The sequence below is a fragment of the Spirosoma endophyticum genome (genome assembly GCF_900112365.1).
GTDB classification, from domain to species: domain Bacteria; phylum Bacteroidota; class Bacteroidia; order Cytophagales; family Spirosomataceae; genus Spirosoma; species Spirosoma endophyticum.
The window spans coordinates 486,818-512,661 of the sequence record NZ_FOLQ01000004.1; the positions used below are offsets into that span (position 1 = coordinate 486,818).

Annotated in this window: 21 protein-coding genes; 9 read left to right on the forward strand and 12 right to left on the reverse strand. The window is 48.8% G+C overall.

Annotation, left to right across the window (positions count from 1 at the left end; genetic code table 11):
- The first annotated feature begins 20 nt into the window (after nucleotides 1-20).
- From BM202_RS14040 to BM202_RS14055, 4 genes are all read left to right on the forward strand, one after another.
- On the forward strand, nucleotides 21-1,268 hold the full coding sequence (locus BM202_RS14040; RefSeq protein ID WP_093827038.1) for an MFS transporter: 1,248 nt from the start codon (nucleotides 21-23) through the stop codon (nucleotides 1,266-1,268).
- 114 nt (nucleotides 1,269-1,382) lie between these two features.
- Nucleotides 1,383-1,793 (forward strand): flagellar hook assembly protein FlgD, encoded by a 411-nt coding sequence (locus BM202_RS14045; RefSeq protein WP_093827286.1) that lies wholly within the window; start codon nucleotides 1,383-1,385, stop codon nucleotides 1,791-1,793.
- Between the two features lie 209 nt (nucleotides 1,794-2,002).
- Nucleotides 2,003-3,700, forward strand: coding sequence for a sodium:solute symporter family transporter (locus tag BM202_RS14050; protein WP_093827040.1), 1,698 nt, complete (start codon nucleotides 2,003-2,005; stop codon nucleotides 3,698-3,700).
- A gap of 103 nt (nucleotides 3,701-3,803) precedes the next feature.
- The gene (locus tag BM202_RS14055) at nucleotides 3,804-5,039 is read left to right on the forward strand and encodes an MFS transporter (protein ID WP_093827042.1); all 1,236 of its coding nucleotides are present in this window, start codon (nucleotides 3,804-3,806) and stop codon (nucleotides 5,037-5,039) included.
- Nucleotides 5,040-5,051: 12 nt separating this feature from the next.
- Here the strand turns inward: BM202_RS14055 and BM202_RS14060 are convergent, their stop codons facing one another.
- From BM202_RS14060 to BM202_RS14110, 11 genes are all read right to left on the reverse strand, one after another.
- Complete coding sequence (locus BM202_RS14060; protein ID WP_093827288.1) at nucleotides 5,052-6,023, reverse strand: quinone oxidoreductase family protein; 972 nt, start codon at nucleotides 6,021-6,023, stop codon at nucleotides 5,052-5,054.
- A gap of 81 nt (nucleotides 6,024-6,104) precedes the next feature.
- Nucleotides 6,105-6,683, reverse strand: a complete 579-nt coding sequence (locus tag BM202_RS14065; RefSeq protein WP_245776664.1) for a Crp/Fnr family transcriptional regulator — start codon at nucleotides 6,681-6,683, stop codon at nucleotides 6,105-6,107.
- An 83-nt stretch (nucleotides 6,684-6,766) separates the two neighbouring features.
- Nucleotides 6,767-7,561, reverse strand: coding sequence for a ThuA domain-containing protein (locus BM202_RS14070; protein WP_093827046.1), 795 nt, complete (start codon nucleotides 7,559-7,561; stop codon nucleotides 6,767-6,769).
- Between the two features lie 110 nt (nucleotides 7,562-7,671).
- Nucleotides 7,672-9,135: a T9SS type B sorting domain-containing protein gene (locus tag BM202_RS14075; RefSeq protein WP_245776665.1), complete on the reverse strand. Its 1,464-nt coding sequence runs from the start codon at nucleotides 9,133-9,135 to the stop codon at nucleotides 7,672-7,674.
- A gap of 181 nt (nucleotides 9,136-9,316) precedes the next feature.
- The gene (locus BM202_RS14080; protein WP_093827050.1) at nucleotides 9,317-9,871 is read right to left on the reverse strand and encodes a YdeI/OmpD-associated family protein; all 555 of its coding nucleotides are present in this window, start codon (nucleotides 9,869-9,871) and stop codon (nucleotides 9,317-9,319) included.
- The gene (locus tag BM202_RS14085; RefSeq protein ID WP_093827052.1) at nucleotides 9,868-10,860 is read right to left on the reverse strand and encodes a phosphotransferase enzyme family protein; all 993 of its coding nucleotides are present in this window, start codon (nucleotides 10,858-10,860) and stop codon (nucleotides 9,868-9,870) included. The genes BM202_RS14080 and BM202_RS14085 overlap by 4 nt, the downstream gene beginning before the upstream one ends.
- A 67-nt stretch (nucleotides 10,861-10,927) precedes the next feature.
- Nucleotides 10,928-11,131 carry a hypothetical protein gene (locus BM202_RS14090; protein ID WP_093827054.1) on the reverse strand — a complete coding sequence of 68 codons (204 nt, stop codon included), beginning with the start codon at nucleotides 11,129-11,131 and terminating at the stop codon, nucleotides 10,928-10,930.
- 143 nt (nucleotides 11,132-11,274) lie between these two features.
- Nucleotides 11,275-11,952, reverse strand: coding sequence for an energy transducer TonB (locus tag BM202_RS14095; protein ID WP_143100691.1), 678 nt, complete (start codon nucleotides 11,950-11,952; stop codon nucleotides 11,275-11,277).
- Between the two features lie 76 nt (nucleotides 11,953-12,028).
- Nucleotides 12,029-13,081 carry a sugar phosphate isomerase/epimerase family protein gene (locus tag BM202_RS14100; protein WP_093827058.1) on the reverse strand — a complete coding sequence of 351 codons (1,053 nt, stop codon included), beginning with the start codon at nucleotides 13,079-13,081 and terminating at the stop codon, nucleotides 12,029-12,031.
- A gap of 120 nt (nucleotides 13,082-13,201) precedes the next feature.
- Nucleotides 13,202-14,347 carry a Gfo/Idh/MocA family protein gene (locus tag BM202_RS14105; RefSeq protein ID WP_093827060.1) on the reverse strand — a complete coding sequence of 382 codons (1,146 nt, stop codon included), beginning with the start codon at nucleotides 14,345-14,347 and terminating at the stop codon, nucleotides 13,202-13,204.
- A gap of 90 nt (nucleotides 14,348-14,437) precedes the next feature.
- The gene (locus BM202_RS14110; RefSeq protein ID WP_093827061.1) at nucleotides 14,438-15,574 is read right to left on the reverse strand and encodes a Gfo/Idh/MocA family protein; all 1,137 of its coding nucleotides are present in this window, start codon (nucleotides 15,572-15,574) and stop codon (nucleotides 14,438-14,440) included.
- 330 nt (nucleotides 15,575-15,904) lie between these two features.
- Between BM202_RS14110 and BM202_RS14115 the strand changes: the two genes are divergently transcribed.
- From BM202_RS14115 to BM202_RS14125, 3 genes are all read left to right on the forward strand, one after another.
- Nucleotides 15,905-17,149 (forward strand): MFS transporter, encoded by a 1,245-nt coding sequence (locus BM202_RS14115; protein WP_093827063.1) that lies wholly within the window; start codon nucleotides 15,905-15,907, stop codon nucleotides 17,147-17,149.
- 176 nt (nucleotides 17,150-17,325) lie between these two features.
- On the forward strand, nucleotides 17,326-18,876 hold the full coding sequence (locus BM202_RS14120; RefSeq protein ID WP_093827065.1) for a DUF1800 domain-containing protein: 1,551 nt from the start codon (nucleotides 17,326-17,328) through the stop codon (nucleotides 18,874-18,876).
- Between the two features lie 114 nt (nucleotides 18,877-18,990).
- Nucleotides 18,991-20,556 carry a DUF1501 domain-containing protein gene (locus BM202_RS14125; protein WP_093827067.1) on the forward strand — a complete coding sequence of 522 codons (1,566 nt, stop codon included), beginning with the start codon at nucleotides 18,991-18,993 and terminating at the stop codon, nucleotides 20,554-20,556.
- A gap of 55 nt (nucleotides 20,557-20,611) precedes the next feature.
- Here the strand turns inward: BM202_RS14125 and BM202_RS14130 are convergent, their stop codons facing one another.
- On the reverse strand, nucleotides 20,612-21,151 hold the full coding sequence (locus BM202_RS14130) for a M15 family metallopeptidase (protein WP_093827069.1): 540 nt from the start codon (nucleotides 21,149-21,151) through the stop codon (nucleotides 20,612-20,614).
- Nucleotides 21,152-21,453: 302 nt separating this feature from the next.
- Here BM202_RS14130 and BM202_RS14135 point away from each other — a divergent pair, with 302 nt between their 5' ends.
- Both BM202_RS14135 and BM202_RS14140 read left to right on the forward strand, forming a co-directional pair.
- A complete protein-coding gene (locus tag BM202_RS14135; RefSeq protein WP_093827071.1) occupies nucleotides 21,454-22,230 on the forward strand; it encodes an META domain-containing protein in 777 nt (258 codons plus the stop codon).
- Between the two features lie 157 nt (nucleotides 22,231-22,387).
- The gene (locus BM202_RS14140; RefSeq protein WP_093827073.1) at nucleotides 22,388-25,822 is read left to right on the forward strand and encodes a ThuA domain-containing protein; all 3,435 of its coding nucleotides are present in this window, start codon (nucleotides 22,388-22,390) and stop codon (nucleotides 25,820-25,822) included.
- Nucleotides 25,823-25,844: the final 22 nt, after the last annotated feature.

Below are 25,844 nucleotides of genomic sequence, written 5' to 3' on the forward strand. Positions count from 1 at the left end.
TTTATCCCTCTCCCCTTTTTATGCAGACACTCTCCCCCACTTCATCCCGCGTTTCATACCGCCCCTTATTTGCCCTACCGGTGATCGTATCGGCGTTGGGCTTCTTCGTCGATGTGTATGATATGCTGATTTTCAGTATTGTGCGCGTCCCAAGTTTGCAGTCACTGGGCTTGTCAGAAGCCGATGTGTCGAAAGCGGGCACGTTTATTCTGAACTGTCAGCAGGCGGGATTACTGGTAGGTGGTTTTCTGTGGGGCGTCCTAGGCGACAAACGCGGGCGTATGTCTGTGCTCTTTGGCAGTATCATTACGTATTCGCTGACCAACATTGCCTGTGGGTTTGTACAGGACGTAAATACCTACGCTTTTCTTCGGTTTCTGGCTGGCGTTGGTTTGTCCGGTGAAATTGGAGCCGCCATGGTACTCGTTTCCGAGATTTTGCCCAAAGCGATACGTAGTTATGGTTCGTCCATGGTAGCGGGCATCGGCTACCTTGGCGCGGGGGTCGCTTACCTGACTGTCGAATATTTTAACTGGCGAACGGCATTCTGGGTGGGTGGCGGCATGGGCCTCGCTCTGTTACTACTGCGTGTAAGCGTTTTTGAATCGGGATTATTCAACCGGATGAAAACTGACCACAAAAGTGTCAGCCGGGGCAATTTCCTTTACTTTTTCAGTAGTTGGCCACAGGCGATCAAATACCTCCGCTGCGTATCAGTGGGTATTCCGACCTGGTTCATCGTTGGGATTCTGGCTACGTTCGCCAACGAGTTTGGGCAGGAATTGGGTATTGCAGAAGGCATAAAACCCGGCCGGTGCGTCATGATGATTTATGTGGGTCTGGCCGGCGGTGATTTGCTTAGTGGGCCAATAAGTCAGTGGCTGCAATCGCGACTGAAAGCCATTACAGGGCTCTTAATTTTTAGTGCGCTTCTCAGCGGGATTTACCTGTTTGGAGGCATTCACACCGCCAGTGGCATTTATACAGTTTGCCTGTTAGCAGGTTTCTGTACGGGATACATTGCCATGTTCCTGACGATGGTGGCCGAACTATACGGTACGAACCTTCGCAACACCGCTACTACGTCGGTGCCAAGCGTCGTTCGGGGTACACTTATTCCGATGACGTTGCTATTTCAGGCACTTAAACCGTCGATGGGCGCGCTAGTCGCGGCAGGGTTGCTTGGAGCTGTCGTTTATGGACTTTCGTTCTGGTCACTCAGCCAAATGGACGAGACATTTGGCAAAGATTTAGACTTCGTAGAGTGACGTTTAACCGCTCATCCTTTTCTTAAGCCGTTGCTCCCAAACGACAGCGGCTGGCAGTTTCATTGGCATCATTGGTTCGACAATAAAGGTTTTAAACTTAATCTTTTCAGACCAATGAAAACGTCCATCAAACTGATTGCCAGCGCATTACTATTAACAATAAGCCTATCTGTATCATCCTTTGGCAAGGGCCAGGATGACCACTTGACAAAGGCTTTTGTCGCAGCCATGTTTCCCGCGAACAATACGTCCAAGCTATGGCTTTGCCTGGAAAAATATAAGCCCGAAGAGAAAGTTACCCTCGAGGTAGTGAATGAGAAAGGTCAGGTTATGTTTCAGGAAATTGTGTCGGGCAAGAGCCGCAAGAAGAGTGCCATCCGTCAGCAGTTCGACATGAGCGAAATCCCCGACGGTACGTATACATTCCGTGTATCGGCGGAGAGCCAGAAGGAAGAATTTACGTTTAAACTAGCCACACCAAATCTGGAAGTCAATCAACCCATTCGGCTGGTTGCCATCAAGTAATTAGCTTTCCTGCGTACAGAAAAAGGCACGAAGCGAACTTCGTGCCTTTTTCTGTACGCACATTTTTTTGCTAACATTAGCCTGTCAGCCTCTTCAAATAATACTGGATTTGCTAATCTTTAAATGATTTTGCCCTAGACTAAGCCTATTTGGAGAAATAATTGCTTTTTTACAGGCTGATTTAACATAACAATTATAAGACTGTTCCGATGAACCAACTTGCCCTAACCGATTACGTTATTTTCTTCCTGTATTTCATTGGTGTCTCAAGCTATGGCTATTGGATTTATCGACGAAATCAAAAAACAAAGCAAGATACCAAAGACTTTTTCCTGGCAGAAGGCTCGCTAACCTGGTGGGCTATTGGAGCCTCGCTCATTGCCTCAAATATTTCCGCCGAGCAGTTCATTGGCATGTCGGGTGATGGCTATCGTTTTGGGGTGGCTATTGCTGTGTATGAATGGCTGGCGGCCATTTCCCTGATTATTGTAGCAGTGTGGTTCATTCCGATTTACCTCAAGAATCGTATCTACACGATGCCCCAGTTTCTGAGTACGCGCTACAACGAAACGGTGAGTTTGATCATGGCCGTTTTCTGGTTATTTCTCTACGTATTTGTCAACCTGACATCCATTTTATTCCTGGGTGCGCTGGCTATCAGCAGCCTGATAGGGGGAGATAGCTTTCACATCGTTATTATTTGCCTGAGCGTGTTCGCTGTTTTCATTACCCTTGGCGGTATGAATGTAATTGGTTACACGGACGTTATTCAGGTGTTGGTCCTCATCATTGGCGGTTTGGTTACTACCTATCTGGCCCTGCAACAGGTAAGCCTAACGATGGGACTGGACGGAGGCATTGTTTCAGGATTGGGTGCCATGTTTAAAGATGCCGATGACCACTTCCACATGATTTTCGAAAAACCGACTCCCGGTGCTCCCCAGGCCGATATAAAGCGGTATCTGACGTTGCCAGGTATTGCTATGTACCTTGGTGGCATGTGGGTTGTTAACCTCAACTACTGGGGTTGTAATCAATACATCACCCAACGCGCTTTGGGCGCCGACCTGAAAACTGCCCGTACGGGTATCCTCTTTGCGGCCATACTCAAAATTTTCATGCCGATCATTGTGATGCTGCCCGGTATTGCCGCTTACGTAATTCATAAAAACGGTGGACTACAGGGCGAAATGCTCCGTAATGGTGTTGTATCGGGCGATAACGCTTATTCGGCAGTACTCACGTTTTTACCAACAGGTCTGAAAGGGTTATCGGTAGCTGCCCTGACGGCGGCCATTGTGGCTTCGCTGGCGGGTAAGGCCAACTCGATTTCAACCATTTTTACGCTGGATATTTACCAGAAATACATCAATAAAAGCGCCAGTGAATCCCGTTCGCTCTGGATCGGACGAGTCACGATTCTGGTAGCCGTAGCCCTATCCATTGCCTTGGCCTGGGAGGACGCGCTCGGCATTGGTGGCGAAGGTGGTTTTACGTTTATTCAAAAATATACCGGCTACATCAGCCCCGGTATATTTGCCGTCTTTTTGCTGGGCTTCTTCTGGAAACGTACCACCGGTATAGCGGCCATTGCCGGTATTCTGGGTGGCTTCGGCTTTGCCGTACTGTTCAATAACTTTGCCCCCCGCCTGTTTGGTCCTGAAACGATTATGTATACGGCTTTTCTAAACAGTGATGGCGTGTATGAGATCCCGTTCCTGATTGCTATGGGTTGGGCGTTCTTTCTGACAGTTGCCATGATGATACTCATTAGTCTGGCCGGGCCAAAAATAAACCCCAAAGGATTGGCCATCGATGCGTCTATGTTCCGCCTGGCACCAACTAACATGGCTATGGTCGTAGTCATTATCATGCTGGTTTCCATGCTCTATATCCGATTCTGGTAAAAAAGAAATAAAATAAAACGCCGGAAGCAAACCAACAAGCTTTTGAATAAGGGTACGGTTTTCTTCCGGCGTTTCCTATGCGTACCCAATAACTCTCTTCACAATGCCCTCCTCCACTACGTCTGTATCACTACGTCCTTTATTTGCGTTGCCGGTTATTGTGGCCGCATTGGGCTATTTTGTGGATGTATATGACCTGCTTCTGTTCAACATTGTGCGGGTGCCAAGCCTGAAAGATCTGGGTCTTTCCGAAGCTGAAATATCACTGATAGGTGGCCGCATCCTCAATTTCCAGCAGGCCGGTTTATTAGTGGGTGGCATTCTTTGGGGTATTTTAGGCGATAAGCGTGGCCGATTATCCGTGTTATTTGGTAGCATTATTACGTATTCGCTTGCCAATCTGGCCTGCGGTTTTGTGCATGACCCACAGCTCTACGCCTGGCTTCGGTTTGTGGCCGGTTTTGGCCTGGCAGGCGAACTGGGGGCGGGTATTACGCTCGTCAGTGAAATTTTACCTCCGCACCTACGAGGGTATGGCTCCTCGCTGGTAGCCAGCGTCGGCTTGTTTGGCGCCGTCGTAGCGTATTTTACAGTGGCCCTCTTCGATTGGCGCACTACCTATTTGATTGGCGGTGGGCTGGGCTTAGGTTTGCTGTTACTACGTGTCAGCGTGCTCGAATCGGGTATGTTCAAACGCATACAGGGAGTAAACGTGTCGCGGGGTAATTTCTGGGCTTTATTCAAAGACAGGCGCTCTATCTTACGGTACCTCCGCTGCATGGGTATTGCGCTGCCAACCTATCTGGTTATTGGTATTCTGGCGACGTTCAGCAATGAATTCGGCAAAGCCGTTGGTGTGCAGGAAGTTATTCAACCGGGCCGTGGTGTCATGTTCACGTATATTGGCGTCGTAGTGGGCGATTTATTTAGCGGAATCCTCAGTCAATGGCTACAATCGCGCCGAAAAGCGATTGGCCTGATGATGGGCCTGACACTTGTTTTCGTGTCCATTTACCTGTTCGGCGGCATTCAGTCAGCCAGTGCATTTTATGGCGTATGCACGGCGATGGGTTTTGGCATTGGCTACATCGCTATGTTCCTGACGATAACGGCCGAGAGTTTCGGTACCAATCTCCGGGCCACCGCCACTACGTCCGTCGCCAATAACGTTCGGGCCACTACGTTGCTCAGCATTCCTGCGTATCAGGCCATGAAACCGTCCTTGGGTGTCCTTGAGTCAGCCGCCATTGTAGCGCTTGTCTGCTTTGCGCTGGCAGCCTGGTCGCTGGCAACGATGGAAGAGACATACGGCAAAGAGCTGGATTATGCCGATGTGTAGCGACTAGTTTCACTACGGCACAATTACCAATCTTTTCCCATTCGTTTCGCCTTGTTTCCAGGCACGTTCTACGTCTTTTAGGGCTACCGCTTCAGTCTCTACTTTCAGTTTTCCGCTCACGACCAGATCAAAAAGTTGCGGCAATATCTCCGTCGGCACTTTTTGCATAACCTCTTTTGAAATGCTGCCTCCACCAACGCCATACAGTTCAATCGCGGCACTTCGTAACGTAGCCGATGAAAGCTGGATGGTCGGGCCAGCCATTTCGCCCACCGATACGTAGCGTGTCCGATGCGCATCGGCATGTAAATCATTTCCCGTTAATATACCCAGCAAAATTTCGGCGGGGTAGCCCCAGGTATAGTCAATAATGACGTCGAAAGGTGTTTTTTTCTGTTCTGCTTTTAGCGCAGCCTGCAGGTCGGCATCCGATTGAACCAACGAAATAACCGTGTCAGCGCCTAGTTCGGGGAGCGTTGCCAATACGTCTGAATTTCGGCCCGTAACAATTACTTTTCCTGCACCGAAGTATTTGGCCAATTGAACGGCCATTTTACCCGTCGTGCCTGTCGCGCCATTGATCAGCACAGTTTCGCCTAGCTTTAATCCGGCCCGATGATACAGCGAAAACCAGGCCGATAATCCCGGATTGGGTAAAGCAGCGGCTGTTACATCGTCAATACCTTCGGGCAAAAGCACGTAGGCTCCTTGTCGAACCAATGTTTTTTCAGCGAGTGTGCCACCGGCCCGAAACGCATAGATACGGGTGCCATCCGGCAACATGCCGACACCATCGGTTCCCACCACGGCGGGGAGGTTTTTATACCGATCGTAATGCGATCCGTTAGCTTGAGATCGATCAATATTCTTGATTGATGCGGCTTTCACCGACATCACTACGTCGTTTTCTGTATGTGGAATTGGATCAGCAAAGTTCTCATAACGGGGAGTTTCGCCAAATTGATGAATGACTGCGGCTTTCATAGTTATCGTTTTTTGTTTGGACAAAGGTCCGCCAGCCATTGCCGTTGGCGCGATAACAATTGTTAAGAAATACGGGTAGTATTATTTTTTTTCCGCCAGTACCTTATTCCGGATTCGGCTCAGCGAGACGGGCGTAATACCCAGATAAGAAGCAATGTAATGTTGCGGTACGCGCTGGATTATGTGAGGGCTTTCGGCCAGCAGTTCGAGATACCGTTCCTGCGGGTTATTCTTAATATGCGACAGGAAAAGTTTTGAATAGTGGTTTAGGCGCTGAAAAATATGCTCCTGCATAAACGCCTGGTAACCCGGAATTTCCTTCACCATCAACTCCAGATTTGACTTTGAAATCACCAGCAAGGTCGATGGCTCAATACTTTCGATACTAAATAGGCTCGGCTGCCCGGACTTAAAACTTTCTATCGAAGACACGCCCTGATTTTCAAAGAAAAACTGAAACGTAACGTCTTTGCCATTGTTGTTGAACCAGATTCGTAAGCAGCCTTTTTTGATAAAATAGGCATTTTTGGACACCTCGCTCTCTTGCAGCAACGTCGTTTTGGCTGGAACGTTTATCTCCTTAACCAAATGGCGGTAATCGTCCCAATTAAGATCCGATGTAAAGAATTTGTTTGTAGGCTGGTTCGTCATAATGCACATATACTTCACTGGGTTAAAACCCAGCGCAATACATTAATTTTTATCAGTTACATGGCTTTTTCTTTATTAAACGCCAGCAAGTATCACTGCCCCGCGCCCCAGAAAATGGCGTTTCGAAAAACCGTCACAAAAGCATCATTTTTAAACAAATCGGGGTGGTGACCCATGAACATGTACACGTTGCGAGCCTTCATATGCTCATTAGACCAGATAACCGGATGGTCGCCCCCCATTTTCAGGTTTGAATCGGGTGAATAGGTTGACTCATCGACGGTCGCCAGCACGTTCACGTTTGGACGCGGGCTTTTATCGTAGGTGTACCATTCTTCCTTTTCAACGGTAAACGTAGCCGGTACACCTTTCAGGCAAGGATGATTTTCTGCTTCGACACGCACAGTGGCTTTGGCGAACGTAGCGATGTAATTTTTGTAACGAATACCACCCATAAATTCCGAGAACCAGGGCCACATCGGGTACCCATCGAACTCGCCCAGTAACGTAGCGTGATGAAAGCCAACCCACCCACCGCCTTTGCCTTCGATAATGTACTTCTGGAAAGCTGCTTTGGCGGTATCGGTCCACCTATACGGCGGATAATTCAGTTGAATGAACAACTGATAGTGGGCCAGAAACTGGTCGTTTATTGGCTCTGTGTTTTCAATATAATCAATCGTGAAATTAGCTGAAGCCGCTACGTGGGTAAGCCATTTCTTTGCTTCAGCGACGAAAGGGGCATGAACACCTCCCCCTTTTTCGGCAAGAGCCACTACCCTAAATTGAGGCTTTTTCGGTTGAGCAAAGGCCGTTAATCCCAAACCAGCAAATAGAAGTAAAATTTGAAAACTGACGATAAACGTTGCTTCGATCTGCTTTTTCATACCTTCTAGTTGTCGCTCAGTAGATAAGTGCCTAAAGTAAGGTCTACGAGCAAAAATCACGAGAAAAGTTATCAGGATAGTGTCTATAGACAATTAATTGTGGCTTACTCTCAACGAATCAAACTGAGAACCCCCTGCTTCTGACCAGGTGTTACCTGACGCTCCTGCTTCAACTGATACTGAATGCTCCAGCCATAGACGCCAATTTCGCATAGCTCGCCATGATAATATCCATTCCACTGGAATGGAGCCTTATCAGTCTGAAAAATAACCTCGCCCCAACGATTAAAAACTGAGAGCGACGTAATGGTAATATCACCGCAGCCAAACGCCAGAAAAGTATCATTCTGTCCGTCGTCATTGGGAGTAAAACTGGTGGGGGTATACAGAATGCAATCGCAGGCGCCGTAGGAGATTTCGACCGAATCTAAAACGGTCGCACAAGCGTTCTGCACACTTGCCCGATAGACCCCTGAACTGTTTACGGTTCGTGCTACGTCCGCAAATTGATCCTGCCAAGCAAACGTCCCTTCGGCAATAATTGGCTTAATGGTAACCAATTCGGCTCCACAAAGCGCTTTGTCCGGCCCCAATTCTAGTTGAGGGGGGCGAATGTACTTTACCTGAATGGTATCCGACGCCGTACAATTCGCCTGGGTGACCTGAATACTGTACTCACCGGCCTGCTTAACCGTGTAGTTATTTTGCAGCGAACCATCCTGCCAGCGGTACGTGGCAGCCGTATTTACCGGTACGTTCAACGCCAGCGTTTGTCCGTTGCAGAGTGTGGTATCGGCACCCAGATCAAAGTCCAGCGCATAATCAACCTTTATGGAATCAGTCAGCGTTTTACAGGCCGTCACCACCGTTACCGAATACTTGCCGGGTTTGGTCACCAGTAGCGTCGGTTTGCTACTACCGTCATTCCAGTAATAATAACTGGCATTGGGCACTGTTGCGTCAAGCAGACGAGTACTTTTACGGCCGCACAACGTCGTATCTTTTCCCAGATCAAGCTTGACGTGCAAAAGCGAAATATCGTCAATGAACACGTAGTTAAAGCCTAGGAAAGGGGGCGTTTTGAAGAAACTTCCAATCGTTACGTACTCCTCTCCTCCTTTCGCATTAACAAAACCAGCAATTCGTTGCCACGCTAACCGAGGAATGCTGGAGAGCCTATCGAGAACCTGCGGCCCGACTTTGAACATCTCTGTACTTGCAGGGGCTATAATCGGTTGAACAGAAAAAGTTGCCCCTATTGTTTCTGTCTGATATTTGTTGGGCGTATCGGTGGCGATGTACATCTCATAATAGTAGCATTCATTCGCAACCAGCGGCTTCGTCAGACGGACTCCCAGATATTCGCCCCAGCCCTGGTCGAAAAACAGGCGTGCCAACCCCTGGCCCGTGCGGGGTGGCAAGGCCATCTGTCCTGAATTAAAACACGTATGGTAGAAATCAGGAGTAGCTCGATTGGGGTTGTACCAGGGGGTAGCTTCTACCAGAAGATTATCCTGCTGGGGACAGTTTCGATAGGTTTCAAAACTGCCATTCGGAATGAGGTTTTGCCCCATCACGATCTTTGGCAATAACATTACAAGCCAAATCAACAGCCAACTGTATCCTCGTTGCATAGCCCTGAAGCACTCGATCTGGCATCAGGCCCTAATGCCCGAATAACCAAATTAGGGTATCTAAGGTACTGAATTTTTGACCAATACAGTAGTCAGAGCATGCGCCAAACTGCTAATAAACCTAAATTCTTAGGCCGGACTTACTGGCACTTATTAGTTTAGCAAGGCGACTTTTTTGGGTAATGGCTTGCTTGCCGCTCATTATCCAATGGACAGCGAGTTTTTGGTAAGAAGGAGCCTGCTTTCGAAAGAAAGTCCACGCTTTTTCGTTCGCCTTAAATTCAGATTCAAACTCATCTGTCAGGCTTATAGCATCCTGTTCGTAGGCGTAAATTTTCGACTTGTTTTCCTCTCGTTTCTCAAAGGCCGCCAGGCCCGCTGGATGCATTAATTCTTCCCGTATAAGGTTCTCTATTTTCTGAATATTTACCGCGCTCCAGATACTTTTGGGCTTTCTGGGCGTAAACCGGATGCAGTAACTATCCACATCAACTGATCTGCGAACACCATCGATCCAGCCAAAACAAAGGGCCTCGTCCACCGACTGGGACCATGTCATGCTCGGTTTGCCCGAACCGACTTTATAGAAACCAACCAGCAGTTCCGTTTCCTTGTCATGATTTGCCGATAGCCACGTCCGAAAGTCAGCCTGACTGGCAAAGAACATTGGTGTCATTTAATCTGCATTTTATTGAAATCAGCCCAGCGTTTCACACGCAAAGTAATAAATCGTTTTAGATATAACTCATTCACAAATACGTTCGACCAGTCATCAAAGCGTTGACACTGAACACCTAAATAGAAGAAATAAACGCATAACCCCAGCATAGGCAGCAATCGCATTTCTTCATCGCTGATTTTCGAAACCGATTCGTAGCCAGCCAGAAAACTAGCTCGTTTTGCTACGTAGTCTTTCTCGTCGGCTTCTGTACTATGAATCTGCAAAATGTAATAGCCGAGGTCATAACACTGCATAGCGTTCCCACAGAAATCGAAGTCGAAAAGGGTAATTTTATCATTGTCGGCAATGTTCAGATTGTCAAACCAGATGTCCAGATGAACGAGCCCCTGCCGGATTTCTTGGGACTCAATTTTCGCTAATTCGTCCAGCAGAAAGCGTTGCGTGTTGTGCATAAACTGCATTTCTTCTGATTCAGAAGGTAGAAACGGCTTCAGATACTCAAGTGAATCAACGAGCATAATCTGCGGTGTATAGGTGACCCGCTCCAGCGTCAGATTTTGCGTAAGCTGATGAAAGCGGGCCATAATCGTGCCCATTTTGTAATGCAACTCCTCCGAATAGGTGAGTAGCTTTTCGCCTTCGGCAAATGAGAAAAGAACGCCAAATCGTTTTCCTTCGGGCGCCTGCAACTCCTGAATATACGTGCCTGCTACGTCAGCCAGCGGGTAGGACACAGGAATACCGCCTTCGTTGACCTGATTCAATAATCGCAGTTCTTCTTCGATTTCTTTCTTACTACGCCAGTTGAGGCTATAGATACGGAAGATCGATTTGGCCGCACCATTCGTCACCAGATACGAATGATTAACGCCTGCTTTCAACAGACGGCACGTAGCATCGGGGCTTAACTTGTATTTCTCCTGTAGGAATTGAGTAAGATGCGTGGTCGAAAGAATGGAACTGGAAACGGGGAAAGGAGGCATGAGTATGGAGTTAAACCAGCGTAGAAACCATCTACACCCAACAAGCAAGCGGTACGTAACGAATTGATTACCTGGCGGGATCGAACCGTGCGGCATCAATAATGGACCATAAATGGATGATCCATCCCATTAGTATAAACCAAAGGGCCCCAGCCAAAACAAACTGAAAAATAGCCATCAACAAACGGCCCTGTAGAAGCTGACCCAACCCCGGAATGAAGAAACTGCAAAGAGCAGCCAGTACGTTGCCACCCGACCCTTGACCTGCCATAGTGTTGGTTGTTTTTTTATAAAATTGACCTACATCTGGTAGTTTGCAAAATCATTTTTGGGCTTCTGTCAAATTTTGTTGATTAGCGGTCAAAATACGCGATGACTGTTCGAAACGAGTAGCAAGACCTGTTAGCAAAATGTTCATTCATGATAGAACCGGACAGGTTGCATGCTAACTGTACTGACTTTACGCCCGTTTAACTCCCCAGGAAGCCATTGTAACGTACTGTATAAGTTAATGACCCGCAACGCTTCCGCAGTCTTTGCTGGTTCTGCTGACGACTGTACAATGCGAACGGGCCCGAATTTACCGGTTTCGTCAACCAGATAGGCTACGGTGACCATACTTGTCTTACCCAACCCCAGGGGGGTACCTGGAGAACGGAGGTTCGTCATCATGATTCTGACAAGTTGGTTTTTTCCGCCAACGGGTACAGGTGGTTTTGCTAGTGGGGCATACGTAGTGTCAGCGTTAGTAATGATTGTGTATACCTTTTGCAATGAATCGGGCTGGTTGTAAAGAGTCGAGAAGAGAACTTGACGGGTTGTATAATCGAACGTCTGATCCAGCTTTCCCATCATATCATAAAACTCCCACGGCCCAACCCGTTGATCCTGACTATACTCACCTTTTTCGATCAATTTCTCCCCGAAAAATTGCTGATAAGGTCCGTGTCTAGTACGTTTATTAGCTTTCAGCACTGTGTATTTTTCCGAATAATTACCCTTTCGCTCTGTTACTTCTCGGGTTTCCTGAGCGTAGGCTACCGATGACAAAAGCCACGCGATTACCAACAAAACGTGCCTATTTTCCATCATAAGACAGATTTATAACGTAACATGCCCTTGAAATCAGCCTGTTAGTTGATTTCAAGGGCATGTTACGTTTATCTGCTTACAATCCCAGCACCTTTTTATTAAACGCATCGTCGGCACCAGTTCCGGCGAAGTCGTCAAATGCGCGCTCGGTGACGCGGATGATATGACTTTCGATGAACGGTGCACCTTCAGCGGCTCCCTGCTCTGGGTGTTTCAGCGCACATTCCCATTCCAGTACGGCCCAGCGATCATAATCATACTGTGCCAGTTTAGAGAAGATACCTGAAAAATCAACCTGGCCATCGCCCAGTGAACGGAACCGTCCAGCCCGCTCAACCCAGCCCTGATAACCACCATATACGCCCTGTTTGCCGGTTGGGTTAAACTCGGCATCTTTCACATGATACGCATAAATACGATCATGATAGAAATCAATGAATTGCAGGTAATCCAGTTGTTGCAACACAAAGTGGCTCGGGTCATAATTAATACCAGCGCGCGGATGATTGCCTACTTTCTCCAGGAACATCTCGAACGTAATACCGTCGTGTATATCTTCGCCGGGGTGCAGTTCGTAAGCCAGATCGACACCAGCTTCGTCGTAGGCGTTCAGAATGGGCAACCAGCGGTCGGCAAGTTCTTTAAAACCCGTCTCGACTAATCCCGCCGGACGTTGTGGCCATGGGTAGATAAACGGCCACAGCAACGCACCAGAAAACGTCGGGCTAACTTTAAGACCAAGGTTTTTGCTGGCTTTGGCGGTCATCAGCAATTGATCGACGGCCCAGGCCTGCTGGTCTTTGGGCTTGCCCGCCAGTTCGGCAGGTCCGAAGCCGTCGAACATGGGGCCATATGCCGGATGAACAGCCACCAACTGCCCTTGCAGGTGAGTGGCCAGCTCTGTAATTTCTACGCCAATGTCGCTTAGTTTCCCTTTTAGTTCGTCGCAATACGTCTGACTTTCAGCAGCTTTCTTGAGATCAATCATACGCGGGTCCCAGGTTGGAATCTGAACACCCTTGTAGCCTAAATCAGCCATGTATTTGGCAATGGACTCAAGCGAATTAAATGGTTCAGCATCACCCAAGAACTGCGCCAGAAAGATTCCAGGCCCTTTCATTGTCTTCATAAGTTGTATTTGGTTAAGCGTCTATAAAAAGTTTAAACACAGAGAGAACAGAGGCTTCACAGAGCACACAACGTTTTCCCTGACTCTGCGCAAACCTCTGTGCGCTCTGTGTTTTAAAAGTTAAATCTCTACCCAAGCCTGCTTCCGGTTGCTCTCCAGAATTTTTTCGCAGATAAGTAATTCCCGATAACCGTCAGCGAAGGTGGGGTACGTTGGCTTTTCGGGTTGTTTACCGGCGGCAATGGCGTCGTAAACCTCCTTGAACAACTGCTTCGACGTATCAGGGAATCCTTCGTTGTGCCCACCGGGGAAACTGATCACCGACCGGGCTTCGGGGTGAGCCAGCGATGGATCGCGCAGGAACGACTGGTTGGCACCGTCGCGGTTACCGATCCACATTTCGTTCGGTGCTTCGGAGTTCCAGGCATAGGTTTTCTTAGATCCGGCGATTTCCAGTTTCATCTGGTTTTTGCGACCCGCCGACACCTGCGATACCGTAATGACGCCCCGATTGCCGTTGTCGAAACGTAGCAATACGTTGGCATGATCTTCCGTGTTGATGGGGACATCGGCATAATCCTCCGGTTGCAACATCTTCCCTGAATAGGTCTCAACGGGTTTCAATGGCTTCTTACGAAATTTGTGAATCGTATTGAAATCAGCCATAACCGCCACCGTTTTTAGCCCGGTAATGTATTCCAGACTATCCATCAAGTGCGAACCGATGTCGGCAATAGCCCGCGAATCACCCGATTTGTCGGGCTCAAGCCGCCAGTTGTAATCGGTATCGTAGAACAACCAGTCCTGTAGATACGAACCAATGATTGAGTACACTTCGCCCAGATCGTTCTGCTCCCGCATCACCTTCATCTGCCGAACCAGCGGGTAATAGCGTAGATTGAAATGTACTGCATTCACTAAACCCGTTTGCGCGGCCAGTTCAACCAGTTCTTTGGCTTCGTGCAAGTCTTTCGCCAGGGGTTTTTCGCACACGACGTGCTTCCCCGCCAGCAAAGCCGCCTTCGACTGAGCGTAGTGAAGAAAATTAGGCGTACAAATGTGCACTACCTGAATATCATCCTGCTTTAGGAGTTCATCAAAGGTGTAAGACCGTTCGATACCGAGCTGGTCGGCTTTCTGACGGGCGAGTTCAGCCGTCACTTCGCAAAGGGCGACGACATTGGTATTGGGAAGGCGACGCAGGGCTTCGATGTGCGCAGGTCCGATGAATCCGGTGCCAACAACACCGACGTTAATTTTTTGCATTGGTTTGGGGTTAAAAACAGAAACACAGAGCAAACAGAGAAAAGCTTCGTGTCCTCTGTGTTTAATCTCTGTGCTCTCTGTGTTAAAAAATCATTGAACAAACTTGGTCCATTTTGTAGAATCATCTTTACTCGACGCGATGACCGTGTCGATGAACGCTAGTCCGCGAACGCCATCGGCAGCTTTGGGAAAGTCATAAATTGGGTCAAGTTCGCGGCCCTCGATATGCGCCTTGATGGCGTAAGCGAAGTTGCGGTACAGGTTCGCGAATGCTTCGAAGAAACCTTCGGGGTGACCCGCTGGCAAGCGCCAATGAGCCGACGCTGACGCCGACAGACTGCCTACATTCGGGCGAATGATCCGTTGCCCTTCCTGCGTTTTGTATTTCAGCGTATTGGGTTCCATCTGATGCCATTCTAAACCACCCAGTTCGCCCCACACATAAATTTTCAGGGAGTTCTCTTCACCATTGGCAATCTGACTGGCGTGCAAAACGCCTTTGGCACCGCCTTCGAAACGTAGCAATACGTTGCCATCGTCATCGAGTTGACGACCGGGCACAAAGGCGGTCAAGTCGGCACAGAGTTCGCTAATTTGCAGCCCTGTTACGTATTCAGCCAGATTTTCGGCGTGGGTTCCAATGTCGCCCATACAACCAGCAGCCCCTGATCTGGCCGGATCTGTGCGCCAGATGGCCTGCTTGTAGTCATTATGTTCTTCATCTTTCGACAGCCAGCCCTGTGGATACTCAACGACTACTTTCCGAATCTTACCCAGTTTACCGTTCTTAACCATATCGCGGGCTTCTTTCACCATCGGATAGCCCGTATAGTTATGCGTCAGCCCGAATACTAAGCCCGATGCTTCAACGATTTTCGCTAATTCTTTCGCTTCCTCTAAGTTCAGCGTCATGGGTTTGTCGCACATCACGTGAAAGCCATTTTCAAGCGCCATTTTAGCGGGCGGGAAGTGCATATGATTAGGCGTTACGATGGATAAAAAATCCATCCGTTCACCTTCGGGCAGTGCTTTTTCCCGCTCAATCATCTCCTCGTATGACGCGTAAACGCGGTCTTCGGGTAAATACAGGGCGTGACCGGTTGCTTTCGATTTATCGGGCGATGAACTGAAGCAGCCACAAACCAATTCGATTTCACCATCGAAACTAGCGGCCCGGCGGTGGACAGCCCCAATGAAGGCATCGAGACCTCCGCCAACCATACCCATTCGCAATTTTCTGTGCATCTTTATGATAAGTTGAGAGTAAACAAGTTAGAAAAGAGGCTCACGATGGTTGGTTACTGTATTCGATTTACCATTTTAGCGAGGATACGCTAATACCCTGGTTAATAGGATACTACTAAAACTGGCCAATAGAAATCGTTTATCAGCAATAAAGAACCGTAAAAGCCTTCATTTTTGCGGCCGAAAATTAGCTGTTTTCTCTTATTTTTCGGGAAATTTGCATAAAAACAAGCAGGAAACGGGGAGTTTCCTCAGGTTCCTGTCTTTTAATGGACTAACGTACTAATACTTACTAAATCCCTCTCGTAGAAAATGGCCCTAACTATTAATCGTTCGCGACTATTCAACGCCAGTTGCTTTTCGCTCATTACCACCGCTATGGCTTTCGCCATCCGAGCTGGCGTTCTTACTCAGTTGGGAAAAGAGTTTAACCTGACTGCCGAGCAATTGGGCTATGTCAACGCTATGGCTTTTCTGGGTTTTCCAATTGCCATGATTTTTGGCGGTCCACTCTACAACGTAATTGGTCCGAAGCGCATCGTATGGGTAGCTTTTGCCACACACATCCTAGGTTTGGTGATGACTATTTTCGCCGGTGGTTACTGGACGCTACTCTTGTCGACCTTTTTCGTTGGATTTGGCAATGGAACGGTCGAAGCCGCCTGTAACCCCATGATTGCCGATATGTATGATGGCAATGTGAAAATTAAGATGCTTAGCCGCTTTCACATGTGGTTTCCGGGTGGAATCGTACTTGGTACGTTAGTATCGAAATTCATGACCGACGCTGGACTGGGCTGGCAATTGCAAATTGGAGCGATTCTGGTTCCGGCGGTGATTTATGCCTTCATGTTCCTTGGGCAACAATTTCCGGCCAGTAAAGTAGAGGGTGCCGCATCGACGGGAGAGAACCTGAAATCTATGATTTCTCCCCTGTATCTGTTTATGCTTGCTTGCATGGCTCTGACGGCTATTTCGGAGTTTGGTCCTGAGCAGTGGGTAGGCCCCATTTTAGGTAAAGCGGGCGCTAGTCCAATGCTTATTCTGGCACTGGTAACTGGCCTGATGGCCGTTGGTCGCTACTTTGCTGGCCCAGTTGTACATAACCTTAACCCAACCGGCGTACTACTTGGCTCAGCTATTTTTGCGGCCCTGGGCGTTTATCTGATGAGCACTGCAACGGGACCAATGGTTTATGTTTCAGCCGTAATATTTGCTATTGGCGTATGCTATTTCTGGCCAACGATGATTGGCTTCATTGCCGAATACATTCCCCGTTCTGGTGCCTTTGGCATGTCTATCATGGGCGGTATGGGCATGTTCGCCACATCTATATTCCAGCCAATTATTGGTGGCTGGATTGATACAGAAACAGCAGCCGCTAAGAGCAGTGGACTTACTGGCGACGCGATTGAGTTGGCCGCTGGTCAGGCGACGTTGTCGCACATGGTGATTTTTCCGGTTGTTTTGATTTTCGCATTCGGAGGCCTGTACTTCTTTATGCGCAATCGCAAGCATGTTAATGAAACGGTCTCACTGGAGCAACCTCAGCTGTAAAAATACTCACACCTGATATTGAGTATTTTTACAATATGCAAAGTCCTGAAACTGAACGGTTTCGGGACTTTTTTTTGTGACTTTTATATTAAAAGTCAGTTAATTACGATCTAGCCATTAAACCCTATAGGTATATTTATTGTCAGTCAGGAACAAACCGTTAAATCAACAACATCGTGGGGCTACTCGATACGTATACGAAACCGCTAACGGCCGATCAGGTTGCCTATTTGCTCCGGCGGGCAACGTTTGGTCCAACAGCCGATCAGCTAAAAACACTGACCGGGCAAACAGCGGCTCAGATCGTTACGAAACTACTCACCGACCAGCCCACGCCCGCTCCGCCCCTCGACCTGACAACCAGCAAAACGTTTACTGACCGTCCATTCGATTCGGTTAATGCGGGGAAATATAACGTGTATATAAAGCACTGGTGGGCTAATCTAATGCTCAACCAGCCCGTATCGTTACTCGAAAAAATGACGTTATTCTGGTCAAATCATTTCGTAACCAACGATTCGACTGTCAACGATTATCGGTACATGTACCAGTATAACGTATTGCTTCGAAAACACGCGCTGGGCAATTTCAAGGCGTTTACTATAGCCATTACCCAGGACCCGGCCATGCTTCGGTTTTTGAACGGTAATCAGAATGTAGCAGGTACGCCCAATGAAAACTATGCCCGCGAACTTCAGGAACTCTTTACCATTGGCCGCGATGGTGGCTATACAGAAGCCGATGTTCGGGCGGCTGCTAAAGTGCTGACAGGTTGGGCCGACACGGGCTACCGCGATGCGGTCAATACGCCCATCAGCAGCGCATTTCGGCCAACCAAACACGATACAACTGACAAAGTCTTCTCGGCAACGTATCAGAATACCGTGATCAAAGGGCGTACGGGTGCCAATGCGGGTCTGGATGAGTTGAACGATTTGCTGGATATGATTCTGCGTAACGTTGAAACACCCCGCTACATCTGCCGGAAACTTTACCGCTGGTTTGTCAATTCGGACATCCCGGCAACCGTTGAAACAAATTTCATTCAGCCACTCGCCGATCTGTTCCGAAAAGGCAACTTCGAGATCAAGCCGGTATTAACAGCTCTTTTTCAAAGCCAGCACTTCTTCGATGAGTCCATTCGTGGAGCAGTTATTAAATCGCCTACTGATTTAGTTATTGGTACATTCCGGTTCTGGGGATTGCAAGCCCCCGATCCTACGCAGAATATTACGGCCTATTACCAGATTGGCAATTATATCTACGCCCGAATTAAAGAGGAGCAGCAGGATTTGCTGAATCCACCTACCGTATTTGGCTGGACAGCCTATTACCAAACAGGCTATTACCAGCAGTGGATCAATTCGACCACACTGGGTTTGCGTGGCTTTTTCAGCGATTCATTGACAACCAACGCCCTGAAACTAAACGGCAAAGTAGTCATTGACGTACTGGCCTATGTCAAAACGTTGTCAGACCCGACAGACCCGGCCAAACTGGTTAGCGAGCTGACCAGTCAATTACTGGCGATTGCCCCCACGCAGCAACAAAAAGATTTTTTGACCGATACGATTCTGCTCAATTCGATTCCACGCTACGAATGGGGAGCAGAATGGAATGCGTACGTACAGGCCCCAACCGACGCGGCCAAGAAACAGGCTGTTCAGTTAAAATTGACGGCTTTTCTCCAATACGTTTACCGAATGGCCGAGTTCCAGGTTGTTTAATGATTAAAGAGCGAAAGCGTGAATGGTGAAAGAGCGAAAAGCTGGCGCCAACCAATTCACTCTTTCGCTCACCGAAACGTCGGACCGTCACTCTTTTGCTCTTTAAACTTCCTCATGAAACGAAGAAACTTCCTCCAACACGTAGCCTCCTCGCTGTTGCTGCCAGTTTTGATTGATGGCTACGGGGCCAAAGCATTCGCCCGTCCGTCGTCGTTTATCCAGTCGCTGCTCAGCCTGGCTGATCAAAACGACCGCGTACTGGTCATTATTCAGTTGCAGGGCGGCAATGATGGACTGAACATGGTGATTCCACTCGACCAGATGAGTGTATACACGGCTCCAAATTTTCGGGGTAATATTGCGATTCCCGAAGCCAAAGCGCTGAAACTAAAAAACTACGCCGGAACTGGGCTTCACCCAGCCATGACGGGCATGCAGCAGCTTTTCAACGATGGTAAATTAAGCATTGCACAGGGTGTTTCGTATCCAACACCTAACTTCTCGCACTTCCGGGCGAGCGATATCTGGATGACGGCTGTGGACTCCAGCCAAACATCCACCTCAGGCTGGGCGGGTCGTTACCTGGATAAGCGATTTCCTGGTTTTCCGGCCAGCTACCCGACTACGACCATGCCTGATCCACCGGCCATTCAGATTGGTTACGTTACGGCCACAACGCTGCTCAGCCCGACCGATTCGATGGCCATTGTACTTCAGGACCCCGATACGTTTGCCCGCTTAGTTGGCGATAAGCCCAAAGACCCTGTATCATCTGTTCCAGGCTATGCCGGTCAACAGATCGACTATATTCGCCAGCAACAGGCCAGTTCGGTTAGTTATGCCGGACAAATCAAAATAGCGGCTGGTAAGGGGAAGAACCTGGCTACGTATCCTACGTCCAACCCGCTCGCAGACCAGCTCAAAATCATTGCCCGGCTCATCAGTGGCGGCTTGCAGACCAAGGTTTACTACGTAACGCTGGGTGGTTTCGACAACCATGCCGGGCAAGTTGTTGCAACCGACACCACGACAGGCACCCATGCCAACTTACTCAAAACCCTGTCTGACGCGGTTTTAGCCTTTCAAAATGATCTGACACAACTTAAAGTCGATGATCGGGTGGTGGGTATGACATTCTCAGAATTTGGGCGACGGGCTATCTCGAACAGTAGCTACGGCACCGACCACGGCACCTCGGCCCCGATGTTTGTTTTTGGGACAGCGGTCAAATCGCCTATGGTGGGTAAGAATCCGAATCTAAGTGATCTGGATAATAATAACCTGAAGATGCAGACCGACTTCCGGCAGGTATATGCGGCTATCCTGACCGACTGGTTTGGCACCGATGCCAGTACTGAAACGACAACGCTATTTAAGGATTTCCCCGCAGCACCCATATTTCGGCAGATTATCACGGCGGTGGAACCCCTGGCCTCCGACGCACGGCTGTATCCAAATCCAGCCTCAGCCGAGGTTATCCTGGAATCCGATCTACTGACTCAAGGCATAAAATCCATGCAGGTTACCGACATGCAGGGGCGGTTTATGTCGGTGGGCACGTCACGACCCACGCCTAAATCGATTCAATTCAATGTAAATGGTCTACCAACCGGGAGCTACGTAGTAAGCGTCGAAACAGCTCAGGGACTGCTCACGAAGCGAATGGTGGTGTCGCGATAAGTATTTGCTACGTTGTTTCCAGGCTTGAAGAGACCATAGGGCGATTAAGGGCGACTCAATTGCCAAACCGTTCCTCCATGATACGGTCAATTTCTACGACCGAATGCACTCTCGTAGGATTGGAAGCCTTTTGTAATTGTACGTGCGGAGCATCTATCAAACTCGTCCAGAAGAGACCGGCGTCGAGCCCCAACTTTTTGGCTTCGTCGGCGTAGACCATGAAGCCATTCTGCCCATGAACGACGGTCGTTAAATCCCAGACAGCCCTTCCGTTAACAACCCAGAAACAGTCGAGCGCTTCGCCCCACTGATGCCACGAAAATCCGGGAAGCGCATTCGTTACTGGCTCGCCGTGCTGTGGCCCCACATTGTCCAAACAATGCGCCAGAAAGGGAGCACCGTTTGTTTTTAATTCGTTTATCTTTTTCTGAATCACCTCTTTTGTCCTGGATTGTCGCCAGTAGATGGCCTGCAGAAAAGGCGTCCGTAACCCTTCATTAGGTCTCATTTCGATTCCTCTTCTCCTGCAGTTCTGAAGCAGCGTCGTGACTTTCTCTTGAAATTCAGGAATTAACAGATTTAAATTAGCAGCCATGAAAGTAAGGTTTAGATAGACAAAGATTTCTGTCTATTTCGACTTCTACAATGGGAAAAATACCCGTTTCTTTCCCGTAGACTTACGCTTTTTCTGATTTAAGTATTGATTTAAAATTACCGTTTGTCTGGCGGCCGGGTTTTATGTTCTCAGTTGAATTGGCGGGCCATTTGGTAGCAATTCGACGGCTCACAGCCAGGAACCATTGCCTTTCCTGGTAAACACGAGTACCTGCTAAAGACCGGGTTAAACTTTTCCGATAACAACGAGTCTTACAATCAGAACTTACTCATTCTGAAATCATGCGAATTTTCCTGTTCGGCTTGTTGCTTCTGGCTACTGGCTGTCGTCGCCCATCAACCCAATTTGCGGCCATGATGACGCCCACCAACCAGCTACAAATTGCGGACTATACGAACAACCTGAAAGCAGGCGACGACGTCGTAGCGGTGGGCAATGATCCATCGTGGTCGCTGACAATCAATCCATCAAAAGGAACGATGCGTTTTAAAGCCATGAATGGTGATAGCCTCAACACGACTGCGCCCGAACGGCAAAACGACTCTGATGGCACGTTCCGCTACAGCGCTCCCGTGGAAAGCGGTCACATCAATATCCTGTTTCGACCCGATAGCTGTGTCAATAAATTATCCGGCCAACGGTATGATTACCGGGTTGAAGTCGATTACAAAGGCAAGAATTACGTCGGCTGTGGCGTTTCGCTACGTCAACTCGCCCTGTTACAGGACATTTGGGTTCTGACCAGCCTACAGGATCAACCGATCACGGCCAACCGCAACAACAATGAGTTACCAAGGCTGGAAATTTCACTGACTGAGAATCGCGTAACCGGTACGACAGGTTGTAATCGACTCAGCGGACAAATGAAAGCAGATACCCGACAGATTCTTTTTGGGCCACTGGCAACAACGCGGATGGCTTGCCCGGCTGAAGTGGGTGCGCTTGAAAGCAGATTCATCAGTGAACTCAATACAGCGCTAACGTATCAGGTCGCCGAAGGCCGATTAACCTTGCTACGTAGTGGTAAACCGATAATGACCTTCAGGAAAGTAGATTAAGCGATTTTAACCCTTAGTTTAAGCGAATGACTACACGGTAGCATTCGCTTTTTCGTTACTTTTGTTTCTCAGGAAAAGCCAATCGAATCGCAAAATAATTAACCCTTCAACTGGCCCCAGATCTCAACCCAAATAATCTGCATAAATCTCCAATCCTATGAAAAACTTAAAGCTTCACTCCCGCGCGTTGTTGCTGGCGGGCGTGCTGGCAACTTCTGTGTCTGGCATAAGCGTGCCCGGCTGGGCTCAGACGACAGCCAAACGTACTACAGCAACCAAGCCGGCTACCGTTTCGGCTGAAAACCCGAGCGCGCTCAACCGAGTGCTGGTTTTCTCCAGAACGAAAGGATATCGCCATGCCTCGATTCCCGTTGGCAAGCTGGCGATTATGAAACTTGGTCAGGAAAATGGGTTTGGTGTCGATACGACCGAAGACGCTACCAAGATCAACGAAGCTAACCTCAAAAAATACAGCGCCGTAATCTGGCTCAGCACCACTGGCGACGTATTGGACGACACGCAACAAGCTGCTTTTGAGCGCTATATTCAGGCGGGGGGTGGCTACGTCGGTATTCACGCAGCTGCCGATACCGAATATGACTGGCCGTGGTATAATCAGTTGGCGGGTGCCTGGTTCCTGAACCACCCCAAACAGCAGAATGCCGAAATTGAAATAATTGACAAAAATCACCCGTCTACCAAAATGCTCCCCGATCGCTGGAAGCGTTGGGACGAGTGGTATAGCTACAAAAACATCGGAACTGACCTCAAGGTACTGGGCAAGCTCGATGAAAAAACCTACGAAGGCGGCAAAAATGGTGACAATCACCCATTTATATGGCACCATGATTTCGATGGCGGTAAGGCGTTTTATACGGGTGGCGGTCACACGGATGAGTCGTATGCTGACCCATTGTTTTTGCAACATATTCTGGGTGGCATCAAGTCCGTTATGGCGACCAGCCTGAAGTTTGGCCAGGTTAAAACGAAGCCTTTTCCCGAAGAAAACCGCTTCGAGCAGGAGGTTCTGATTCAGGGCATGGATGAACCAACCGAACTGGCGGTGCTGGACAACGGCAAAGTGTTGTATGCGCAGCGCAAAGGCGAATTGACGGTGTATGATCCGAAGAAGAAATCGAAAAAAGTAGTCGCTAACTTTCCGGTTTTCACCAAGTTCGAGTATGGCCTGATGGGTTTGAACATCGACCCGAACTTTAAGCAGAACAAGTATATTTATGCCTACTACTCACCCATAACGGGGAAAACGGTTGCTGACACGGCTCAACACCTCTCGCGTTTTGTGTATGACGATGTCAAGGATACGCTGCTCCTGAGTACCGAAAAAGTCTTATTAACCGTTCCGGTCAAACGCGATGGTTGCTGCCATACGGGTGGCTCCATTGCCTGGGATCGGAAAGGGAACCTGTACCTTTCGACCGGCGATGATACCAATCCTTTTAATTCGGATGGCTTCGCACCGATCGACGAGCGGCCAGGTCGCCGGGGTTGGGATGCGCGCGCGACGTCGAGCAACACGAACGACCTACGCGGTAAAATTATCCGGATTCACCCCGAAGCCGACGGTACGTATACCATTCCGGAAGGTAACCTGTTTCCAAAGGGCAATCCAAAAGCCCGGCCCGAGATTTACGTGATGGGTAACCGTAACCCCTACCGGATTTCGGTCGATCAACGTACTGGTTTTCTGTATTGGGGCGAAGTTGGTCCCGATGCCGGGAATAACAGCGACAAATACGGTCCGCGCGGTCACGACGAAATGAACCAGGCACGGAAAGCCGGTTATTTTGGCTGGCCGCTGTTCGTTGCCGACAACCGCCCTTACCACCAGCGTACGTTTGCAGACAGCACCACGGGTGAGTTGTTCGATCCCATGAAACCGATCAACAACTCACCCAACAATACCGGTCTGACGGAATTACCTCCGGCTCAGAAAGCCTATATTTATTATCCCTACGCCGATTCGCCGGAGTTCGGTGCTATTGTTGGAAAAGGGGGACGTAACGCGATGGGTGGCCCGGTGTATTATTACGACGATTATCCAGAATCGAACGTCAAATTCCCTCGCCATTACGACGGCAAATTCTTTGCTTACGACTGGATTCGGGATTGGATTCACCCGGTAACGATGAAAGAGAATGGTGATTTTGTGAAGATGGAGACGTTCATGCCCAGCGCAAAATTCTCGCACATCATCGACATGCAATTTGCCAATGACGGTTCGCTCTATACGATTGAGTACGGCCAGAAATGGTTTGGTGCAAACGCCGACGCTCGTTTGGCACGCGTTACCTACAATGCCGGTAACCGCAAACCTGTAGCGATTGCCAGTGCCAACAAAACCGTCGGTGCTGCTCCCCTAGCCGTGAAATTTGACTCGAAAGGGTCAATGGATTATGATGGTGATGTACTTAAATACGAATGGTCGTTTGGCAAAGGCATGCCCAAGCAAACGACAGCCAACCCGACGGTTACGTTCACGAAACCCGGCATTTACCCCACTACGCTGACGGTGACGGATGCCGCCGGAAACGTAGCAACGAAAACAATGGAGATTAAAGTCGGTAACGATGAACCTAAAGTGGAAGTAGCGGTGGCCGGCAATAAAACGTTTTACTTTCCTGACAAGCCCGTTAAATACGCCGTTAAAGTCGTTGATAAAGAAGATGGTACGTTGCAGAAAGGTATAAACGCCGACGACGTAACCATGACGATTGATTACCTCGAAGGGTTCGATAAAACGATGCTGGCACAAGGTCACCAGGCTAATACGGGCTTCTCGACAGGCAAACGCCTGATTGATCTGAGCGATTGCAAAGCTTGCCATACCATTGACCAGAAATCGATTGGACCCGCCTACATCGAAGTAGCCAGAAAATATAAAGGTGCTCAGGCTGAGAGTAAATTGGTTCGTAAAGTAATTACGGGCGGTGGTGGTGTTTGGGGCGAACAGGCCATGAGCGCCCACCCCCAGTTGAAAGAAAGTGAAGTGACCGACATGGTTCGTTATATCCTATCGCTGGCCGACGATAAAGCAGCCAATCGTAAGCCAATCGCGGGCGACTACGTACCCGCTCAGCAGAAAAAAGACGGTTCTTACGTACTGACCGCTACGTATACCGACCGGGGCAATGGCACAATCGGCCCGCTGACCGGCTCAACATCGCTGGCGCTACGTTCTCCCATGATGAAAGCCGTTTCGGCCGATGTGAAACGGGATATTTTCGAGTATGATGTTCCAAAGATGGGCTTATCGGCAATCGGTCTCAAATCGGGTAGCTACCTGGAATTCACCGATATTGATTTGACGGGTATTCAAGGCATTACAGCCTCAGTATTTGCCTCAAACGATCAGGTTGCGGGTGGTAAGCTCGAAGCTCGGCTAGATTCTCCAACCGGTACACTGCTGGGTGATGTCGAAGCCAAGATAGGATCAACGGGTATGGTTAGTCTGCCGTTCCGGCAACCGGTTACGGGTGTGCATAAACTCTACTTTGTTTTCGTAAATCCAAGTGCCGGACAAAAACCTTTGTTTGCCGTCGATAAAGTGCAGTTCTCTACGCAGGGAATGTAAAAGGATTTCATACATCATATAA

Excerpts from the sequence above, each read along its gene's own strand:
- BM202_RS14100 (WP_093827058.1), bottom strand. The coding sequence starts at position 13,081 with ATGAAGACAATGAAAGGGCCTGGAATCTTTCTGGCGCAGTTCTTGGGT.
- BM202_RS14085 (WP_093827052.1), bottom strand. The coding sequence starts at position 10,860 with ATGCCTCCTTTCCCCGTTTCCAGTTCCATTCTTTCGACCACGCATCTT.
- BM202_RS14065 (WP_245776664.1), bottom strand. The coding sequence starts at position 6,683 with ATGTGCATTATGACGAACCAGCCTACAAACAAATTCTTTACATCGGAT.
- BM202_RS14070 (WP_093827046.1), bottom strand. The coding sequence starts at position 7,561 with ATGAAAAAGCAGATCGAAGCAACGTTTATCGTCAGTTTTCAAATTTTA.
- BM202_RS14115 (WP_093827063.1), top strand. The coding sequence starts at position 15,905 with ATGGCCCTAACTATTAATCGTTCGCGACTATTCAACGCCAGTTGCTTT.
- BM202_RS14125 (WP_093827067.1), top strand. The coding sequence starts at position 18,991 with ATGAAACGAAGAAACTTCCTCCAACACGTAGCCTCCTCGCTGTTGCTG.
- BM202_RS14080 (WP_093827050.1), bottom strand. The coding sequence starts at position 9,871 with ATGACACCAATGTTCTTTGCCAGTCAGGCTGACTTTCGGACGTGGCTA.
- BM202_RS14075 (WP_245776665.1), bottom strand. The coding sequence starts at position 9,135 with ATGGGGCAAAACCTCATTCCGAATGGCAGTTTTGAAACCTATCGAAAC.
- BM202_RS14040 (WP_093827038.1), top strand. The coding sequence starts at position 21 with ATGCAGACACTCTCCCCCACTTCATCCCGCGTTTCATACCGCCCCTTA.
- BM202_RS14060 (WP_093827288.1), bottom strand. The coding sequence starts at position 6,023 with ATGAAAGCCGCAGTCATTCATCAATTTGGCGAAACTCCCCGTTATGAG.
- BM202_RS14045 (WP_093827286.1), top strand. The coding sequence starts at position 1,383 with ATGAAAACGTCCATCAAACTGATTGCCAGCGCATTACTATTAACAATA.
- BM202_RS14130 (WP_093827069.1), bottom strand. The coding sequence starts at position 21,151 with ATGGCTGCTAATTTAAATCTGTTAATTCCTGAATTTCAAGAGAAAGTC.
- BM202_RS14140 (WP_093827073.1), top strand. The coding sequence starts at position 22,388 with ATGAAAAACTTAAAGCTTCACTCCCGCGCGTTGTTGCTGGCGGGCGTG.
- BM202_RS14135 (WP_093827071.1), top strand. The coding sequence starts at position 21,454 with ATGCGAATTTTCCTGTTCGGCTTGTTGCTTCTGGCTACTGGCTGTCGT.
- BM202_RS14055 (WP_093827042.1), top strand. The coding sequence starts at position 3,804 with ATGCCCTCCTCCACTACGTCTGTATCACTACGTCCTTTATTTGCGTTG.
- BM202_RS14095 (WP_143100691.1), bottom strand. The coding sequence starts at position 11,952 with ATGATGGAAAATAGGCACGTTTTGTTGGTAATCGCGTGGCTTTTGTCA.
- BM202_RS14090 (WP_093827054.1), bottom strand. The coding sequence starts at position 11,131 with ATGGCAGGTCAAGGGTCGGGTGGCAACGTACTGGCTGCTCTTTGCAGT.
- BM202_RS14110 (WP_093827061.1), bottom strand. The coding sequence starts at position 15,574 with ATGGGTATGGTTGGCGGAGGTCTCGATGCCTTCATTGGGGCTGTCCAC.
- BM202_RS14050 (WP_093827040.1), top strand. The coding sequence starts at position 2,003 with ATGAACCAACTTGCCCTAACCGATTACGTTATTTTCTTCCTGTATTTC.
- BM202_RS14105 (WP_093827060.1), bottom strand. The coding sequence starts at position 14,347 with ATGCAAAAAATTAACGTCGGTGTTGTTGGCACCGGATTCATCGGACCT.